Consider the following 18,525-nt stretch of genomic DNA (forward strand, 5'->3'; position numbering starts at 1 on the left):
GGCGGCGCAAAATTGGTCCATTAGGGCGGCGTAAAAGTAGGCCAGTTTGGATTGAGCCGTTTGTTTGATTTTAGAGGCGCCCGGGGACCTGCGGCTCCTCACATAGCAAGCGGGTTCCCGGGCGCATTGCCCCGTGAGGGGCAATTCCTGATCAGTTGTTCTGGGTTGTTTTTCGGCTCTGTGCGAGGCGGTAGCTTTCACCGTTCATCTCGAGAATGGAGACATGATGGGTGAGCCGATCAAGAAGTGCGCCGGTGAGACGTTCTGATCCGAGCGTTTCAGTCCATTCCTCGAAGGGGAGGTTGCTGGTGATCAATGTCGAGGCGCGTTCGTATCTCTGCGAGATCAGTTCGAAGAGGAGTTCTGCGCCGGTTTTGCTCAATGGCACGAAGCCTAATTCATCAATGATCAGCAGCTTGGGTGCCAGCATCTGCTTTTGCAGGCGCAGGAGCCGTTTCTCGTCACTGGCCTCAATCAGCTCATGGACAAGAGCCGCCGCGGTGGTGAAGCGAACCGGTATCCCTTTCTGACAAGCGGCCAGTCCAAGGCCAAGAGCGACATGCGTTTTGCCCGTGCCACTTGGCCCCAGAGCGATCACGTTCTCGCGCCGCTCGATCCATCCGCAACGGGCGAGGTCCAACACCCTGGCTTTGTTCAGGGCGGGGATTGCCTGGAAGTCGAAACTGTCCAGACTTTTGGGCGCCGGGAACTTCGCCGCCTTGACCCGTCGCTCCACCATACGCCGCTCCCGATCGATGAGTTCCAATTCGATCAATCTGTGGAGGAACTGGATGTGATCCTTCCCCTCGGCGGCGCACTGTCGCGCCTGCTTCTCGTATTCGCGCAATACGGTGGGCAGTTTGAGCTTCTTGAGGTGATGGGCCAGCAGAAGGTCCGGGACTTCCGTCATGCGGCTCCCTCCGACAGGAGCGCCATGTAACTCGCGGCTTTTGTCGTCTGAACCGCAGTCCGGGGAAGATAGGGGTAGAGGGACAGATCGAGCCGAGCGGGGCGGCGCTCCACTTGGCACAGGACCAGATGCTTGATCGCATCAAAGGCGATCGCCCGCTTTTGCAACGCCACCCGCACCGCCGCGCACAAAGTCGGCAGATCAAAGCTTTCCAGGAGCCGAAGCACCTGAATGAACTCTCGGCGCCCTTGGCGGGCATGTCTCGCTTCCATTAGGCGACGCAGGGTTTGCAGCTCGTCGGGCATCTCCCAATCGACCAAAGGGGCGGCTTGGTCCAAGGCCCCGGGCTTCGTCTCCAGAAGGGCAAAGTAATGCACAGGGTCGAAGATCATTTGTTCGCGCTCGTAGCAGCGGGCGTGACGGGCGATGACCCCACCACCACAGCCGATTTCGACCACATCCACAAACGCACGGATCGTCACCTCCCGTAAGCCATAGGTGCTGGGAACCGAGTAATCATTGGATTTGTAGCGCACCAGAGATTGGGAGCTGACCCGGCCCGTTGCCTTGTGGCAGGCTTGGTAAGGCATTGCAGGGAGTGGCGACATGGCAGCCAGATCCCGCTTCAGCCGTTCCCCGATCGTCTCCCGGTGCCCATGCAAGACAGCCGACTGCCGTGTCAGACATTGTTCTTCGAGCCAGACATTGAAGCTGTCCAGATCAGGGAATTCCGGCAGCGGCACCATCAGGTTGCGCCGGGACCAGCCCACCAGACCTTCGACATTGCCTTTATCGTTCCCCTTGCCCGGGCGGCCGTAGCGATCATCAAAAAGGTAGTGTGACAACATCTCCGTGAACATCTGCGTCCGCCGACGCCGCCCTCCGGCTTCGATCTTCGCAACAAGGCAGCTGTCATTGTCATAGACCACCGAGAGCGGCACGCGCCCGAAGAACTCAAAGGCGTGAACATGCCCGTCCATCCAGGCTTCTGTTGTCGCCGCATGATAGGCCCGCACATAGCATGCATCGCTGTAGGGCAGGTCAAAGGCAAAAAAGTGGATCTTCTGTTCCACGCCCCCCAGGATGACAACGGCCTCACCGAAATCGGCCTGCCCGTGACCCGGAGGATGGGCGAGTGGAATGAACATCTCCCGCGCTTTTTGACGATGCCCCCGAACATAGTCCTTCACGGTCGTATAACCGCCGGTAAAGCCTTCTTCCTCACGGAGCCGTTCAAAGATCCGCTTCGCCGTATGGCGTTGCTTCTTCGGACGGTTCTGATCCTCCAGAAGCCATTGGTCAATTGTATCGGTGAAGGCTTCCAACTTCGGGCGCCGAACTTTCTGGCTCCGGCGGTAACCAGGGGGAGACGAATACGCGCACATCTTGTCGACCGTTCCACGGGCAAGGCCAAAATCACGGGCGATCGAACGTTTGCTGCGCCCCTCATCGAAATGCGCGCGGCGCACGGCTAAATATACTTCCACGGTGAAAATCCTCCGGCCCTCCCTGCAAAGACAGTGAGAGCAAAAGTGGACGACTTTTGCGCCGCCCGCCCCGGCAAAATACCGGCGCTACCGTGGCCTAATTTGCAACCGCCCTATACAATCAACCAACTCCTGCAAGTCATAGAGAAAGACTTCAAAGCGATCCCGGTCATGGTTTTCAAAGAATTTCCCCAGCAGGAACATCGTGGCGTGGTTATGGAAATCCGAAGAAAAATATCCAATCCGAATTTTCTCACCAGGCGGCACCTGCGGTTTGAACTTATCGTTTTTCAATACATTCTTTTGCATTGAGCGGTCGCGGTGCATCAGATGGCTTTTGTGCAATCCGGGCGCATCGGTCAGCGACAGGATGTTAAAGGGATTGCCCAAAGTATTCGCCTGCTCCAGGACCTTCAGCATGTCCGGGAGGTTTGGGAAAAAACTCCAGTCACATTCCGCCAAACTTAAGTTGAACAAATGGGAGATCGCCTGAGCATTGGCAGGGTCGACAGCCAGAGCCGCCTGATAGAACCCTTTGGCATCATGAGGCTTTCCCCAGTCATCCAGTGTACCCCCAATCGCGACAAGTATCTCTGAATTCTGCGGCTCAAGAGCCAAACCCTGGGTGAGATGCTTCAAAGCCTCAAGATAGTTGCCGCTATGTGAGAAAGATTTTGCCAGGTACACGTAAAAGCGGGAATCTGTCGGGAATTGTTCCACGCCTTGCTGCGACAGTTGGCCAACTTTGGTGTATTCGTTGTTCACCTTCGCCAGCAAAATATCCTTGAACAACAGATGCGAATCCAGTTGCTCAGCAGCCTTCTGATCGACCGCGAAATTTTTGCTGTGCTTACGCCCTGAACGACCTGATGCCAACGCCCCCTTGCGGCTTAGAAATCTCTGAGACTCAACCAAAGCCGTTTTGCTACCCGCATTTTTACCAAGCTCTAAAGAGAAAGTGTTCTTGCCCAACTTTTGCCCCATGTGTGATATCCGCTGCGAATTTACGTCTGTAGTGACCTGGGGCAACCTTAGGACAAACCTGGTTAATTCCATGTTACTGTCCCTATGCGTGCAGAGGGCACACCGAATGCCTCTTCTGAACTGCAGGCGGATTGTCGGAGGAGCCTGGCGGCGGTTCTCACATGGTCTCTATAGTCTTCAACCCAGAAAGCCCCACAGTGGGTGTCACCCCGAACACGAGACCTGCTGTTCGCGCCAGATGTGCAGCATCTGCAAAGCCTGCTTCTGTTCCAGCATGGCCAATTCTCTCACCCGCGTGTGCACTGCGCGTGGCCGCAACAAGGGCGGCCCAAATCTTGAACCGTCGAAAGGTTTGTCCTGTGGTTGCTTTGAAGTGTCTCAGCGCTTGGGTACGTTCCAGACCAAGCGCTGAGGCCAGATCCGTCTGCGACAAACGGGTGAACGGTGCCAGATAGAGCTCTTTCACGATCTCCATGACGCTTTGGTCAGGGGGCAAACGGTCCTGCTCAAGCCTGTTACGAAAGGTATTGAGGGCGGCATAATCCTGGAGGTCGAAGGCACGCGCCAGCCCGCGCCATTCAGATGTGAGCGGCATAAACGGCGCGCGATCCGTGCCAAGGCGGACGCCATCCAGGTAGATGATGTCAGCGCCGCCTTTGGGCACGGCCACACGGTGCGAAACATCGGCTTTGATACAGATAATCTGCGCTGTAACCAGATCACAGCCATCTGAGACAACCACAGGGTGCTGATTCCCGATGATGACGCAGGTCATCAGGTTTTTGTGACCTGCAAGTTCACCTTCCTCAAAGGAGAAGCGGTGATTGTGGAAACTGTGAACTGGCATCGGCATTAACCGCTCTTACTGGTCATCGCTGGGTCTCTTACCTTGGTGGTTAGCGGTCTGCCCAGTCTCCCACCCCCTGATACAATCATCAACTGTGCACCCAAGGGCATCGCCAATTGCTTGCACGTTCTTTCAAGCAACCAACCCAAAACCGGCACATAACCGGGGCAATCAAAGCCACTCGGGGGATAAGAAATGGACGGAGCCTGCCAAATGACACCACTCACCCACCTGCGACAGGAAGGTAGGCCATGAACCGTCTCCTTGGTAGAGTTCTGGCCTGTGTCCTGGCTCTTGGCGTGATCAGCGCCACAGCCTGGACGATGATGCCAGTGCAGGTCGCGGGGGTTTTGATTGGTCTGAACAACCTGTCAGCGGGCCTCTCCGCCAAAACGGTTCAAACGGATATCGGCGAAATCCACTACCTCGAAGGCGGGCACGGTGAGACGATACTACTGGTACATGGTATCTACGCCCGCAAAGAGCATTGGGTCGATGTGATGCGGTCCCTTGTTGACGATTACCATGTGATCGCGATTGACCTGCCAGGGTTTGGCGACAATGCAAAACTGCCTGACGGGCAGTACACCCTTGACCAACAGCAAGAAAATTTGCTGTCCGTTTTACAGGCACTGGAGCTGAACTATGTGCATATTGGCGCAAACTCAATGGGCGCCTATGTGGCGGCATTGCTGGCTGCAAAGCGCCCTGATTTGATGGCGAGTTTTGCCTTTATCGGCAGCCCCCTTGGGGTGCCAACCCCGATCAAGAGCGATATGGATATCGCCCGTGCCCAAGGGGACACCCCCCTGGTGGTGCAAAACGCAGCTGACTTTGTAAATCGCAACGCCTGGCTGGCGCCCGAGATGCCCTATGTGCCACAGCCGATCCTGCACAGCTGGATGCAAAGCGAAGTCGCCACCCCAGATCACAATGCCCGGGTTTGGGATGTTGTTCACAATCAATCCTCTGTGCCGACGCTGCTGGAACTGGCCAAAGCCCTGCCCATGCCAGCGCTGGTGGTCTGGTGTCGCCCGGATCGTATCTTTCACGTCAGTGGCGCGCCTCTTCTTGACCAGGCCTTGCCTGTTTCAAACTTGGCGCAGCTTGATCAATGTGGTCACCTTCCGATGCTGGATCAGCCCGACAGGGTCGCCGAAATTTATCAGGCGTTTCTGGCGGTCGCCAAGGCGCCGCGCAAAAACGCAGAACCCCCAACGTCACCGCCGTGAAACAGCGGTCTGAAACTTGCAACACACCAACGGGCAGCTGCACTGTATATGGGTCAAATTGAACGGGCCTGCATAAGGCGCTCGGTGCTTGCTGCTGCCAAGCTAACGGCCCTGCGGTTTCACGCAGGGCGGGACAAAACAACCATCCGGCTAAGAACGCTTTAGGTCTGCGTTCCCTGCAACCGTTAGTGAAGCGCCTTTGACAGATACTCCATCAAGGCCCGTACCCGCCGTGGCTGCACAGCGCCCGCAGGGTAAACCATTTGCAGCGCACTTGCCTCTGCAGCAAAGGTTTCAAGCAGCTCAACAAGGCGGCCCGCCATCAGATCATCTCGGACATCCCATTCTGACTTCAGGGCTACACCGTAACCACTGAGGCACCATTCCCGAATGAGACTGCCGTCATTGGCAATGCGATTGCCATAGACCCGGCAGGCGCGCTTTTCGCCATTGACCGTAAAGGTCCAATCCTGATCCGTGATGGCACCGAACCGCATGATGAGGCAGTTGTGATGCGCCAGATCATCCGGATGGCGGGGCGTCCCGTTCAGCTTCAGATATTCCGGAGCCGCACAGACAAGGCGACGGTTCACGCCCAGCTTACGCGATTTCATGCTGCTGTCGGCAAGCTCGCCAAATCGTAAGGCCAGATCGATGCCCTGCCCGACCAGATCGACATAGCCATCGCTGAGTGTAAGGTCGATTGAGATTTCGGGGTTCTGCTCCATGAAGCGATCAAGCAACGGGACAATCTGATTGCGGCCCAGATCGCTCGGCGCGCTCATATGGATCCGTCCTGAAATTTTCTCGACACCCAGCTTAATCCGCGCCTCGGTCTCTTCGGCTTCCGCCAATATGCGTCGCGCTCCGATTATGAGCTCTCGGCCTTCGTCCGTCAGGCTGATCGAGCGGGTCGTTCGCGTCAGCAAACCTGCACCGTAATAGGTTTCAAGCGCTGCAAGCCTGTCTGTGACCGTCGCCGGGGAAAGGCCGATCTCGCGCCCAGCTGCGGCGAGCCCGCCTTTTTCAACGATCAGGAGGAAAAGCCTGAGATTTTCGATAAGCATGATCGCCCTCACATTATACGGAACCACCGAATTATCATTTTGATATTTACCCAATTATTCAGCGGATGGACAGGCTGTAGATCATGACCAACGAAAGGAGGTCATCATGCACCTTGACCACATCACCATCCGCACCCGCAATCTGCCCGGTACCAGGTCTTTCTTGCTTGAGGTTTTTGACGCGCTTGAAGAACGCGAACGTCCACAGGCGATCCGGCGCATTCCAGGACATTGGCTCTATGCGCACGACAAGCCCATCGTTCACCTGATTGGTGCGCGGGGCTATGGCGTTGATAGCGCGGCAGAGGCCTATGACCATGTGGGCATCCAGCTCGACGATTACAGCGCATTCCGTGCCAGGCTGGAAGCGCTGAATATCCCCTACTCAAAGATGGATCTCGCCGAGCTGGGCGAGCGGCGACTGTTCTTGCGAACCCCATCCGGCCCGCTGATCGAGGCCGTCTTTCATGAGCCAAACGCTATCTCTTCGCCATCGACATCGATGGTGGCGCAGTCATCAACTGAACAAATCCGTCCCGGATAGGACCGAAGCCATGTCACTAAAATCAAAAATGCCGCTGCAGGTCTGGGTATTGACCCTCGCAGCTTTCGCCATCGGCACCGCAGAGTTTGTGATTGCCGGTATTCTTACACAGGTTGCCGAAAGCCTGGATATTTCGGAGGGGCAAGCGGGACATTTGATCACCGCCTATGCCTTGGCCATCGTCATTGGTGGCCCTATCCTGACCCTATGGCTGGCGCGCTACCGCAAGCGGGTTGTGCTGATCGGGCTGATGGCATTGTTTGTGGTCTCCAACCTGATCACCGCATTTTCGGCTGACTACACCACCCTGATGATCAGCCGCGTCATGGCTGGTCTGACACAGGGGCCATTCTACGGTATCGGAGCGGTGGTTGCGACGCGACTGGTCGCCAAGAACATGGAGGGCCAGGCAGTCGGTCAAATGTTCGCGGGCCTGACGCTGGCAAATGTGCTTGGCGTTCCCGGCGGGGCATGGATCGGCAATATATTCGGCTGGAACGCCACCTTTATTGTTGTCGCCGCGCTAGGGGCAATCGCCACTGCCGCAATTGCGATTGCCATCCCGCCACAGGGGGCTGAAGAGCCAAAATCTTTCCGCTCACAGATTGGCGCGTTCCGCAATCCGCAACTGCTGGCCAGCTTGCTCATCACAACACTGGGTTGGGCCGGTTTCATGACGTTTTACGGATATATAGCCCCGATCGCCGAGCAGGTTGCAGGGTTTGAGCGATCCTCTCTGACATGGATCCTGGTCATCGTCGGCCTGGGCCTGGTTTTGGGCAACACCCTTGGCGGCAAAACCGCAGACAAGAACCTGAGCGCGTCGCTGATCGGATGGCCCCTGGCAATGAGTGTCGCCCTGATCGTCGTCGGTTTGGTGGCGTCGCAACCCTATCTGTTCGTTGCCGCCTCCTTTGTCTTTGGCGTGGTGTCCTTTGCCAACGTGCCGCCCATGCAGATGCGGGTCATGAAACACGGCGGCGATGCCCCCGAGCTGGCCGCGACGGCGAACATCTCGGCCTTCAATATCGCCAACGCCCTGGGCGGGATTATCGGCGGCGTCGTTGTCGATAGCACATGGGGACCGGGATACATTCCCTTCGCCGCCATCATCGTCCCCGCAATCGGCCTGCTCTTCATCATCTGGCAGGAATGGAAATCCCCTTCCGTTTCGGTCGCAGCTTAACCCCAAACCTCAAGGAAATTTCACATGAAAGCCGTAGGTTTCACCCACTATCTGCCCGTCGAGGATACCAACGCGTTCCTTGATCTGGAGGTAGATAAACCAGCACCCAAAGGCCACGACATTCTTGTCGCCGTCAAGGCCGTCGCCATTAACCCGGTTGATACAAAGGTGCGGGCACCAAAGGACAAGGTCGAGGATCAAGCGCGTATCATCGGGTATGACGCGTCCGGCGTGGTCGAGGCTATCGGCTCTAAGGTGACGCTCTTCAAGCCCGGCGATGTGGTTTATTATGCGGGCGACATCACCCGCTCCGGCACCAACGCTGAATTCCATCTTGTCGATGAGCGTATCGTCGGGCGCAGGCCGGCGTCCCTGTCCCACGCAGAGGCCGCGGCATTGCCGCTGACCACGATCACCGCCTACGAAGCGTTCTTTGATCGCCTCGGCATTGATCGCGACGGCGCTGATGGGGGGCAATCCATCCTGATCATCGGTGCCGGTGGTGGTGTCGGCTCCATCGGTATTCAGCTTGCCAAACAGGCTGGCCTGAAGGTCATTGCCACAGCCTCACGCCCCGAAACCTCGGCCTGGGTGCAGGAACTTGGTGCGGATCATGTGGTGAATCACCGCGAAGATATGGTGGCGCAGATCCGTGCACTGGGGATTCAGCATGTGGATCATATCGCAATCTTCAACGACATGCGCCATTGGGAGACGGCCGTCGAGCTGATCCGCCCGCAAGGTGGCATTGTGTCGATTGACGATACTGATCTGCCGATGCCGATGGGCGGGATGAAGATGAAGGCGGCGAGCCTGCATTGGGAGTTCATGTTTGCCAGATCAATGCACCAGACCCACGATATGGTCGAGCAGCACAAACTGCTGACATACGTCGCGGGTCAAATCGACGCGGGAAAGATCAAGACAACCGTGTCAAAACGGATATCACCCATCAACGCCACCAATATGCGCGAAGCGCACCGGCTGGTTGAAACGGGTCAAGCCAAAGGCAAAATCGTCCTTGAGGGCTTTTGACAACACGTGCGGAGTGGGAAACCCGCTCCGCACGACCTCATGTCGGCAAAGCCTCCATTGGCGCGCGCCCTGCGGCATCGATCCCGTTGGGCTGACTGTTGCCTTGGCAGCGCAATGATGCCCCCACCTGGGGCAGTGCTCGTTGCTGTCTCTGGTGGCTGCGCTCAAAGCTGTCATGGAACCACCTACTTCACCGTCGCCCATATGAATTCGAAAGAAGCAAGGTTTTGCCCCGCTTCTGGAGCCGCAACAGGGTCGCATCAGCTTTGCTGTCATTCTGGACGCAAACGCGTTTTTTGGTAACTGACGTATTTTGCTTTACGCCACCTGCGGTTTACTGCCAAAGTTCAAGAAAATGATTTTACTCGGCGCTGAACGTAGTGCGCGTGTTCTCCGCCGTTCTATTTTGAACGGTTTCAGAACATGTCGCGGTGAGGCTAAGAGACACAACCAATTTCTTGAGAGGCTTTACCAATGCCCAAAAAGTCTGCCCAACAGTCCAAGGCCGAAGCCGCCGAGCTGACCAAACTGATCACAAAGATGCGCAAAAAGGAGCATAACTTTGCCCTGACGCTGGGCAAAGAAGGCGGCGTTGTCTTGGCCGCAGACCCCAAAAAAGCCGCGAGCGTTATGTGGCGCGAGGCCAAGGCAAATGGCGGAACGGCAAAGGGCTGTATGGGCGTTGCCACGGTCGAGGGTAAGGTCATTCAGTTTCGCCCGGAAGGCGGAGACGAACCTCCTAAAGCATTGTATGTGGGTACAAAGAAATACCTCAAAGATCTAGGGCTGTCGTTCAAAGTTGCCTTTGTTCTCGGCGACGGTTCGGTGATTGGCGATCCATTGGACGATGAGGACGACGCGGAACCAGCCACTGTTGATCCCGCGCCGAACGATGCGACGCCGGACGCCGCAAATGCCGACTCGAACGACTATGCGGACCGGATTGCCACGGTAAAAGACCAGATCAAAGCCTTGGCCCCGAGGGTCGGTGCGCTTGCACAGGCAGGCAACCCGGCAGCTGCAAAACTGACGGCGGCTCTCAAATCCGCGATTGCCTCCCTGAATGCAGGCGAGGTCGAGCAAGCGCAAAAGCTGGTCGAGAAGCTGCCCTCGGTTTTGGACAGACTCGAAGGCGCCACCCCCGTCACCCCCGCCGCGCCCGGCGGCGCGTCCACTGGGGACAGCGATGCCATTCGCCAAAAGCTGGAGACGGCATTTGGACCCATCGCGCAGAACCTCGACACCCTGAAAGATCAGGCCGGCGACAAGATCGCCAATAAGGCGGACCAAATATCGACCATGTTCTGGCAAGTCATGGACGCCGGAGATTGGAAAAAGGCGGCCAACCTCATCAAAATGGCCAAGATGTTTGCCGATAAGGAAATGTCCGCGCAGGCAAAAAAGGCAACTGAGCCAGAAACCGAACTGGCGTCTGGAATTCTCTCCGGCATCAAAGATGCGATGGGAGATGTTGCAGATGCCGTGGGCGATGTAGTCGAAACCGTCACCGACGTGGTGGAAAACGTCGCCGATGCGGTGTCTGATGCGGTCGATGACGCCATAGATGCAGCCGATGATTTTATCGACAGCATGACTGAAAGTGGCCGCAAGAAACTCGAACTTCAGGCACTTGGCTTTAGCGAATCCGACCAGGATCGGATCGTCGCCGAGCTTGCCAACAACCCCAACGCCATGCGCGATGCAAAGGCGGCGCTGGTCGATGGTATGACCATCACACCCGATCAGAAAACCGCCCTGAAATCCATCGCCGGAGGCAATGCACGCACTTTTGAAGCTCTGGTCAAGCTGGCGCAGGCTGACCCGACCAGCTTTGCCGCTGCATCGGAGACGATGAAAAAGCTGGATGCAGGTGGCCCGCTGGACGTGACACCTGCTGGTATTCAGGCGACGCGCGACGCGCGCGCTGCGGCCCATGCCGAAGAAAAAGCCGCAACAATTGCGGTACAGAACGCAAAAAATGCAATCGACGCACTAAACGCCGGGCCCGCCCAAGGATCTGGATGGGAGACCGCCCAAACAGCCGCAACCGATGCACAAACCGCTTGGGCAGAGTTCAACGCCGCACTGCCAGAACCCAATGAGATGACCGAAACGCAGCGCAACGAGGCCATGCTGCGCGGTATTCAGCTTGATCAACTGCGCAAGGACGCGGCGGCCGCTTTGGTTGAGGCGGAAAAAGCGGACAAAGCGGCGGCGGCACAAGCGCTTATCGAGGCACAGGCCGCGCAACAGAAGGCGAAGGCCGATCAAGCCGCCCAACTTGAAACCCTGAAGGTGCAGGATGCCAAACGCGGTATGCTTGATGCGCTGACATTTGGGCGCCTGTCGCCAAACGCCAAGCCGCAGATCCCCGCCGAGGACAAGGCAAAGTTCTTGGACGTTTTTTCCAAGGATGGTCAGTTGGCCCGCAATGCGCTGGACCTCGCCGCGCACTCCCCGGACCCGTCGGTGATTGCTCAAAATGCAGGGTTCGTTGCCGACAAGATGCTGGATGGGTTTGCCGCGCCTTCTGGCGACAAGCTCGATCTGCCGGAAGCAGATATGCGTACGATGGCCACCAACGCACTGCGCTTGGGCGCAACGCAGGGCCAAGAGTATTTCGACGGATTTGCGACCTATCTGGACAGCGGCGCACAGTTACAGCCTGACCCGCATGGCGGGATGAGCAAACCCTTGGACGATCACGCTCAGGAGCGCCAGCGCAAGAACAAGATCGCGCTTTCCCGCACACAGGCAATGAGTTCAGCGGTTATCGGCGAAGACGGCGCTGTCAGCTTTGACACGCCCAAGGCAAAACAGGCGATGGATCACATGATGTTCCACCCCGGGAGCCTGACAAACTTCACCCCGCATATGACCGACAAGATGACAGAGGTGAAATCCTTGTTCGCGGATGAAGCGACAAAGGAAGATGCGCAACGAGTCATTGACGCTACCGCGCTGCCTGCCCCCGATGCGGCGGGCCGCGTGGGGGCATTGAAAATCGTTGCGGGCACGTCTGGCAAAGACCCCGGTGCGGTGACGGATGCCGATGCCAAGGCCTCGGTTATTGCGGCCATGATGACACCGCTGAGCCAGGGGCCGGTTGGCTCGTGCTTCTCGACGGCGCCAGTGCGCGGTATCCGCGAAACCGACCCGATGCGCGCCATGGATGAATTCAGCAAGCTGGCGACCACCGGGATGTACACGACGCCGGATGGCAAGACATATCCAGCCAACGTCAATCCGCCCAAGGGAGAAAACCCGCTGATGCGCAGCTGGGAATACTCGGTGGCGACCGCAGCCGCAGAAATGGCAACCAGCCGTGAGCACAAGAAGCTCAGCGGAGCGCTGAAAAAACCTGAGACCTTTTCAGGTATCAAAGACGCGATCCCACTGACCGACTGGAATTCCTCAACCAACCCGGACACAGGGCTGGTGGTGCCGGGTGTGTCAGCGAAGCTGCGCAAAGCGATCACCCAACAGCTGAAGTTTGAGTACAATGCGGGCCCCGAAGTGGGCGCAGTTGGCGGCGGTGGAGACGGAAGCTCCACCGATGGCGGTTACCAGGTGACATACAAAGGCGCAGCACTTGCCAGCGAGGCTGATTTCATGGCCGCGATGCGCGACATTGCACTGACCGCAACCGGATATTCAGCCACAAGCGACGAAGGCAAAGCTGTTGTTGCTGTGATTGAAGACCCCAAGTTCGCCGATACCATCCTTGACGCCTACAGCACCGCCGATCCCAAAAAGAAACGCAAAGACCGGATCGCGCCCTGGAACATGGCGGGGGGTGGTTTTGAGGACCAAACCGAACGCGTGCTGCAAGGGGGCACGCCCTCCATCAACAAAATCTTGCCCAAATCAGGCCTGCCCTCGACGCGGTCAGGCCGGACCGAGAAGGTGATCGGATCAATACTTAACCTCGGTTCCACCAAGCCGACGGATATGAAACTCATCTCGACGCGCGGCGACAACGCAAACCACGCCTTCAACGCGCTGCCGGGCCACCCGAGCCAGGACAAGATCCGCGACCCGGACTCGGACGCCAAGATCAAACGCGAGCTGATTGATCCAGGCAAGGCATTGGCCAGCACAAAACTGCCAACCGATCAGGCCGCGCGCATGTATGACGATCAGTTGCGGGCCCTGCTGGCCGGGGCGGATGCCGACATGCGAGATATCTTGGCAGATGCCTTCAAACGCAGACCAATCGAACCCATGACGCCAGGTGAGTTGAAGGCTAAGGTGGAGACTGAACTGGCCGCCTACCGCGCGGCTGAAGCGCAGCGCCGAGCCAAAGATTGGATCGCCGCCAATCGTCCTAGCGCGGATGCAAAGCTCCAGAAACGTGTTTTGGATTTCTTCGTCGCGCAGGTCGACAAAGGAACGTCCGGGGATATTCAGGCAGCCCTGATGCAGGCGCTGCCGGTGCCCGAAGTGGTTATCGCCGATACGAATTGGGGCGGCCCGGAAGGCCAGACCTTTTTTGTCGCGGCACCCGACCCGGTCACTGGCGATCTGGTCATGTGGAAGAAAGACGCGTTCACCGGGCGCATGACACCGGCCGGACAAAACTGGGAAGATTCGAACTGGTATGAAGTAAAATGAAGACACAGCGCCCCCATAGGAACGCCCACCTAAATCTGGAGATCCCACATGGCTGATTTGTTGCCCCCCGTCGAGCTTGCGTTTTCCGTCACCGGGACTCCGATCGTGATCATCGCGCAAACCGAGGTGTCATCGCCGACCCAATTGTCGCAAGCAGCGCCCGCGCTGTCAGACCCCAAATGGGCTTTTGCCTACGCTCAAATGGTCAATCATATTGTCCAAGGCGACGATTTCGAACTGATCATCAAGCCGGAAGAATTCCAGCAACGCTACATGGAACGCTACAATGCGGAAGACCCGAACGAAGAAGTGGGTCCCGGCACTATTCGCCTGCACAATTTTGGGATCCCTGACTTTGCAGCAATCCACCAGCCAATGAAAAATGGCGATGAGCTGATTTTCTTCGTGGAGAATATGTTCATGGGCATTCCTTACAGGGTCACGATGACTGAAGGCAGTGCACCGAACTACTATCCTGTCGCCATGGTGGAATAACCACTGACACGCGAGGCCAACGGAACCTGGGCACCACTGCGGACCACCACCCAGGTCCACCGGCCTTGCAGGGCCTAGACTTTCACACTCTGCTCCGTGTGATCACTTCGGGCTGGGCAGATAGCCCTCGACCGCTGCGCTGCCGCGTGACAAGCGGTCACTGGTTAGGCTTGCAGCTATATTTACAGGTGAATGTCCGCACTGCGGGGTGGTTTCAACGGGTGAGCGCAACACTTTAATCTTTTTGGAAAGATGGAGTGTGAGAAATGAAGTATCGAACGCGGACGTTTTACACGGATAAACAGAAATCCGAGATGTGGGATCGGTGGCAGCGCGGAGCGTCGATGAGTTCGATTGGTCGGCACTTCAATCGTGCATCGTCTTCAATCTTCCCGCATTTCGCGCAGTTCGGCGGTATCCGCCCACCAGTTCGAAAGCGGTCCCGATTTGCTTTGAGCTTATCGGAGAGAGAAGAGATATCTCGCGGCTTGGTCGCAAATCAGTCATTGCGCTCAATTGCCAATAGCCTGAACCGGTCGCCTTCGACGATCAGTCGAGAGGTCCGCAGAAATGGCGGGCGTCTGACCTATCGCGCGGCGTGCTCAGATCAGCGCGCCTGGGACTGCGCGACGCGGCCCAAATCATGTAAACTCTCTTTCAACGACCCGTTGTGCCAACTGATTACACGCAAGTTGCACCGGAAATGGTCACCACAGCAGATCGCTGGTTGGCTTAAGCGCAAGCATCCAGACGAGGAGCAGTACCGCGTGTCCCACGAAACGATCTACCGCAGCCTTTATGTAGAGACCCGTGGGGTCTTGAAGAAGGAATTGCAGGAGTGTTTACGCAGCCCGCGTGCCATTCGACGATCACGACACGCGACCCAGAAAGGGTTGAAACTGCGCAAGATCAAGGATGCGACCCCGATCAGTGAACGCCCTCCTGAGATCGAAGATCGCGCTGTTCCGGGGCACTGGGAAGGTGATTTGATCGTTGGCTCGAACAACAGCTACATCGCCACGCTGGTGGAGCGCCATTCCCGGTTTGTGATGTTGGCCAAAGTCGAAAACAAGGACACCCAAAGTGTTATCACGGCCCTGATCAAGCAGGCCCGCAAGCTGCCTAAAGAGCTGTATCGGTCACTGTCATGGGACCGAGGATCCGAGATGGCAGGGCATGCGAAGTTCACCATGGCCACAAAGATCGACGTCTTCTTTTGCGATCCACAGTCACCTTGGCAACGCGGTAGCAATGAAAACACCAACCGGTTACTTCGCCAATACTTTCCCAAAGGCACTGACATATCGGGCTTTAGCCAAGCCAGACTCAGCGCCGTTGCACGCCAGCTGAACGAGCGGCCCCGAAAAACCTTGCAATACCAAACCCCAGCAGAGAAATTTGAGGCATGTGTTGAGGCGATCAGTTGAAACCGCAGGACACAGCTGCCGTTTATGCGGATGGGAGGAATGGCTGCTCTCAATTGGAGGCCATGAAGGCCGAGCCACCCAAAAGACACAACCCTCCCGTGTAACCCATCCGTTTTCGTGCGCGGAGGCTTTGGAATGTCTTGCGAGCTTGGGCCGCTAGCAGTGCGTATCCGCCAAGCACGATGAAGACGTTGATCGTCGAGGTTGCAACGAGGATCAGGAACTGCGGTGTCATCGCTTTTTCAGGGTTCATGAATTGTGCAAGAAACGCGACGTAAAAAAGGATCGCCTTTGGGTTTAAAACACCAATTAGAAATCCAGAGCGAAGGTTGCCTACACGCATTTCAGGCGAGGCTGCGATAACAAGGTCGGCTTCGTTCATTCGCTTTGCTTCAAGTATCTGAGACAGCCCAAGCCACGCCATATATCCGACACCCACCCATTTGTGAGCTACTCCCCAATCCTTGGACAGGATCTGGGGTGATTTAAGCTACTCTTTGCATCTGCTGATCGGGGTTGGTTGTTTCGTTTCTCTGCCAATAGATCACAGCGGGTGGTTTGCCGCCAAGGGCGGAATGAGGGCGCTTGTGGTTGTAGAACGCGATCCACTTTCTGACGCCAGCTTTGGCCTCTGATCCGGTCTCCCATGCGTGCAGATAAACGCATTCGTATTTCAGCGACCGCCACAGTCGTTCGACAAAGATATTGTCGAGGAACCGGCCTTTGCCGTCCATTGAGATGCGGATGCCGGATCGACGCAGGCGGTCGGTCCAAGCAAATGACGTGAACTGGCTGCCCTGATCCGTATTCATGATCTCGGGTGGGCTGAACTTGTGGATCGCTTCATTCAAGGCATCAACACAGAACTCGGCTTCCAGCGTGTTTGAGATACGCCACGCCAGCACCTTGCGCGTGTGCCAGTCCATGATGGCGACCAAATATAAAAACCCACGCCGCATCGGCAGGTAGGTGATGTCGGCGCACCAAACTTGGTTGGGCCGATCCACGCGCAAGCCGCGCAACAGATAAGGGTAAATCTTGTGACCCTTCGCTGCCTTGCTGGTGTTGGGCTTCTGATAGATCGGCATGAGGCCCATCAGCCGCATCAGGCGTCTGATCCGCTTCTTATTGACGAGGTGGTCGTCATTGCGTAGGTGCCATGTCATCTGACGCACGCCGTAAAACGGCGTTTCCAGGAACTGCTTGTCGATCAGGCGCATCAGATCGAGGTTCATCTCACTTTCGCCCTTCGGCTCATAGTAGAACGAAGACCGCGAGATCGACAGCAGCGAACATTGCTTGCTGACTGACAGACCTTTTAGGTTCGGCTCAATCATCTTGCGCCTCACTTGCCGGTCCAAGGTTTGAGCTTTCTGGCCAAAAATCGTTGGCGACGGCCAACTCCCCAATCTTGGCGTGCAGGTCTTTGACCTGCTCCTCATCGATTTCCGGTGCCTTCCGTCCGCCACGCTCAAATACGCCCGATGCGCCTTCAAGTAATGCGCGCTTCCACTGATGGATCATCGTTGGGTGCACGCCAAACCGAATGGCCAAATCGCTGACCGTCTCTTCGCCTTTCAACGCCTCCAACGCCACCTTGGCTTTGAATTCTGGATGATGTTGCTTCCGTTTCGACATTCCTGATCTCCTTCGTGTTGAAGATCAGCAGACAACAAATAGCAGCTTACGTCAGTGTCCGAATTTCGGGGGGGTAGCTCACAGGCGTCCACGCCCCCTTTTTTGACGCCCAGACTGGACGCCGTTCGATGGGCCTTGAGGTAAGTGGCGTCGATCATGATCGTCGTCTGCTCGCCGTGATCAGCGGCCAAGCCGACCATCATCTGGGCAAAGATGCCTTTATCGCTCCAGCGCTTCCAACGGTTGTAGAGCGTCTTGTGTGGACCATATTCCCCCGGCGCATCACGCCATCTTAAGCCATTGCGATTGATGAAGATAATCCCGCTCATAACACGCTTGTCATCGACGCGAGGCTTACCATGGGACTTGGGAAAGAAAGGCTCAAGACGCGCTATCTGCGCATCCGTCAGCCAGAAAAGATCAGACATGTTCACCGCTCAGTTTTCGAACCGTGAATCACGCCCCTAAGCGGAAATCAATGGGTCCTGACCCTAAGTTGCCAATCCAAAATGCTCGATCCTGACGGAAGTTAGAGCCGCCACCGTTGGAGCCACCAGCAGAAAGTGGTATTTCCCACCAAATCATGCATCGGGGGCATGTCCGCATAGGGCTGAGACAGTGTCAAAACGCTGCCAGTGGTTTGAAACATCGAAAACGCCGGTTATCGTCATGCCCTCATCCAGTTGACGAACTTTTCTGCACTTCGTCGATATGACAGCTACGGTCGAGCTTCCGTCTACGAGTTTTCAAACAGCCTCCGCCGGGGGCGGTCATTGGATGGTAGCCACGCCAAGGTCGGCTAAAGGGCAGGACGGACCAGTGATAAAACAAACCACCGCCGCGCCCGGGCTTGCGCATGATCGCGCTTGGTGCACCGCGCCAGCCTTCACGCATGGCGAAGATGTTCACGCCTCAGGTCGCTTTCATCCTAGGCTTGCTCGCAACGCTGTATGTCTCGGCCATTTTTCCAGATTTTTTTGCAGGCGAACTGCGAGATTTGGGCATCGAAATGTTCGGACCTTCTCATAAGAAACATCCCTTTTCAGCGCGAGGCTGATG

15 protein-coding genes and 1 pseudogene are annotated in these 18,525 nt (G+C 56.7%); 8 read left to right on the plus strand and 8 right to left on the minus strand.

What is annotated here, in order from left to right; all coding sequences use genetic code 11:
* Positions 1–151: 151 nt before the first annotated feature.
* From istB to JZI28_RS09700, 4 genes are all read right to left on the minus strand, one after another.
* Entirely contained in the window at positions 152–910 is a 759-nt protein-coding gene (gene istB / locus JZI28_RS09685; protein WP_274841184.1) for an IS21-like element helper ATPase IstB, read from the minus strand.
* Entirely contained in the window at positions 907–2,406 is a 1,500-nt protein-coding gene (gene istA / locus JZI28_RS09690) for an IS21 family transposase (protein WP_375700067.1), read from the minus strand. Before istA ends, istB begins: the two co-directional genes overlap by 4 nt.
* Positions 2,407–2,484: 78 nt before the next feature.
* Positions 2,485–3,381, minus strand: a complete 897-nt coding sequence (locus JZI28_RS09695) for a hypothetical protein (RefSeq protein ID WP_375699990.1) — start codon at positions 3,379–3,381, stop codon at positions 2,485–2,487.
* A 157-nt stretch (positions 3,382–3,538) separates the two neighbouring features.
* Positions 3,539–4,234: a helix-turn-helix domain-containing protein gene (locus tag JZI28_RS09700; protein ID WP_375699991.1), complete on the minus strand. Its 696-nt coding sequence runs from the start codon at positions 4,232–4,234 to the stop codon at positions 3,539–3,541.
* 245 nt (positions 4,235–4,479) lie between these two features.
* Here JZI28_RS09700 and JZI28_RS09705 point away from each other — a divergent pair, with 245 nt between their 5' ends.
* A complete protein-coding gene (locus JZI28_RS09705) occupies positions 4,480–5,460 on the plus strand; it encodes an alpha/beta fold hydrolase (protein ID WP_375699992.1) in 981 nt (326 codons plus the stop codon).
* Between the two features lie 185 nt (positions 5,461–5,645).
* Here JZI28_RS09705 and JZI28_RS09710 read toward each other — a convergent pair whose 3' ends face one another.
* A complete protein-coding gene (locus tag JZI28_RS09710) occupies positions 5,646–6,527 on the minus strand; it encodes a LysR family transcriptional regulator (protein ID WP_375699993.1) in 882 nt (293 codons plus the stop codon).
* Positions 6,528–6,633: 106 nt separating this feature from the next.
* On the opposite strand from JZI28_RS09710, the gene JZI28_RS09715 reads away from it, so the two are divergent.
* The 6 genes from JZI28_RS09715 to JZI28_RS09740 all read left to right on the plus strand — a co-directional run bounded on the left by JZI28_RS09715 (position 6,634) and on the right by JZI28_RS09740 (position 15,828).
* On the plus strand, positions 6,634–7,071 hold the full coding sequence (locus JZI28_RS09715; RefSeq protein WP_375699994.1) for a glyoxalase: 438 nt from the start codon (positions 6,634–6,636) through the stop codon (positions 7,069–7,071).
* 10 nt (positions 7,072–7,081) lie between these two features.
* The gene (locus JZI28_RS09720; protein WP_375699995.1) at positions 7,082–8,257 is read left to right on the plus strand and encodes an MFS transporter; all 1,176 of its coding nucleotides are present in this window, start codon (positions 7,082–7,084) and stop codon (positions 8,255–8,257) included.
* Positions 8,258–8,281: 24 nt separating this feature from the next.
* Positions 8,282–9,292: a zinc-binding alcohol dehydrogenase family protein gene (locus JZI28_RS09725; protein ID WP_375699996.1), complete on the plus strand. Its 1,011-nt coding sequence runs from the start codon at positions 8,282–8,284 to the stop codon at positions 9,290–9,292.
* A 474-nt stretch (positions 9,293–9,766) separates the two neighbouring features.
* The gene (locus JZI28_RS09730) at positions 9,767–13,906 is read left to right on the plus strand and encodes a hypothetical protein (protein WP_375699997.1); all 4,140 of its coding nucleotides are present in this window, start codon (positions 9,767–9,769) and stop codon (positions 13,904–13,906) included.
* Between the two features lie 48 nt (positions 13,907–13,954).
* Positions 13,955–14,401 carry a hypothetical protein gene (locus tag JZI28_RS09735; protein ID WP_297339016.1) on the plus strand — a complete coding sequence of 149 codons (447 nt, stop codon included), beginning with the start codon at positions 13,955–13,957 and terminating at the stop codon, positions 14,399–14,401.
* A 266-nt stretch (positions 14,402–14,667) separates the two neighbouring features.
* Positions 14,668–15,828: an IS30 family transposase gene (locus JZI28_RS09740; protein ID WP_375699998.1), complete on the plus strand. Its 1,161-nt coding sequence runs from the start codon at positions 14,668–14,670 to the stop codon at positions 15,826–15,828.
* 49 nt (positions 15,829–15,877) lie between these two features.
* Here the strand turns inward: JZI28_RS09740 and JZI28_RS09745 are convergent, their stop codons facing one another.
* The 3 genes and pseudogenes from JZI28_RS09745 to JZI28_RS09755 all read right to left on the minus strand — a co-directional run.
* Positions 15,878–16,252 (minus strand): LysE family translocator, encoded by a 375-nt coding sequence (locus JZI28_RS09745; RefSeq protein ID WP_375699999.1) that lies wholly within the window; start codon positions 16,250–16,252, stop codon positions 15,878–15,880.
* A gap of 61 nt (positions 16,253–16,313) precedes the next feature.
* Positions 16,314–17,466, minus strand: a protein-coding gene (locus JZI28_RS09750; protein ID WP_375700000.1) for an IS3 family transposase whose coding sequence is annotated in 2 segments (ribosomal slippage) — positions 16,314–17,199 and positions 17,198–17,466 — 1,155 coding nt in all. Because the reading frame shifts where the segments join, the coding sequence is not laid out codon by codon here.
* A 92-nt stretch (positions 17,467–17,558) separates the two neighbouring features.
* Positions 17,559–17,894 (minus strand): annotated as a pseudogene (locus JZI28_RS09755) (transposase); the annotation flags it as partial.
* A 428-nt stretch (positions 17,895–18,322) separates the two neighbouring features.
* On the opposite strand from JZI28_RS09755, the gene JZI28_RS09760 reads away from it, so the two are divergent.
* Positions 18,323–18,523, plus strand: a complete 201-nt coding sequence (locus JZI28_RS09760) for a hypothetical protein (RefSeq protein ID WP_375700001.1) — start codon at positions 18,323–18,325, stop codon at positions 18,521–18,523.
* The last annotated feature ends 2 nt before the right edge of the window (positions 18,524–18,525 follow it).

The organism is Pseudophaeobacter sp. TrK17 (assembly GCF_042192375.1).
Classification (GTDB): Bacteria; Pseudomonadota; Alphaproteobacteria; order Rhodobacterales; family Rhodobacteraceae; genus Pseudophaeobacter.

Bases quoted from the DNA above. Each gene is read 5' to 3' on its own strand.
- JZI28_RS09695 (WP_375699990.1), bottom strand. From the start codon at position 3,381: ATGGGGCAAAAGTTGGGCAAGAACACTTTCTCTTTAGAGCTTGGTAAA.
- JZI28_RS09705 (WP_375699992.1), top strand. From the start codon at position 4,480: ATGAACCGTCTCCTTGGTAGAGTTCTGGCCTGTGTCCTGGCTCTTGGC.
- JZI28_RS09730 (WP_375699997.1), top strand. From the start codon at position 9,767: ATGCCCAAAAAGTCTGCCCAACAGTCCAAGGCCGAAGCCGCCGAGCTG.
- JZI28_RS09735 (WP_297339016.1), top strand. From the start codon at position 13,955: ATGGCTGATTTGTTGCCCCCCGTCGAGCTTGCGTTTTCCGTCACCGGG.
- JZI28_RS09760 (WP_375700001.1), top strand. From the start codon at position 18,323: ATGATCGCGCTTGGTGCACCGCGCCAGCCTTCACGCATGGCGAAGATG.
- JZI28_RS09715 (WP_375699994.1), top strand. From the start codon at position 6,634: ATGCACCTTGACCACATCACCATCCGCACCCGCAATCTGCCCGGTACC.
- JZI28_RS09710 (WP_375699993.1), bottom strand. From the start codon at position 6,527: ATGCTTATCGAAAATCTCAGGCTTTTCCTCCTGATCGTTGAAAAAGGC.
- JZI28_RS09725 (WP_375699996.1), top strand. From the start codon at position 8,282: ATGAAAGCCGTAGGTTTCACCCACTATCTGCCCGTCGAGGATACCAAC.
- JZI28_RS09700 (WP_375699991.1), bottom strand. From the start codon at position 4,234: ATGCCGATGCCAGTTCACAGTTTCCACAATCACCGCTTCTCCTTTGAG.
- JZI28_RS09740 (WP_375699998.1), top strand. From the start codon at position 14,668: ATGAAGTATCGAACGCGGACGTTTTACACGGATAAACAGAAATCCGAG.
- JZI28_RS09720 (WP_375699995.1), top strand. From the start codon at position 7,082: ATGTCACTAAAATCAAAAATGCCGCTGCAGGTCTGGGTATTGACCCTC.
- JZI28_RS09745 (WP_375699999.1), bottom strand. From the start codon at position 16,252: ATGGCGTGGCTTGGGCTGTCTCAGATACTTGAAGCAAAGCGAATGAAC.
- istB (WP_274841184.1), bottom strand. From the start codon at position 910: ATGACGGAAGTCCCGGACCTTCTGCTGGCCCATCACCTCAAGAAGCTC.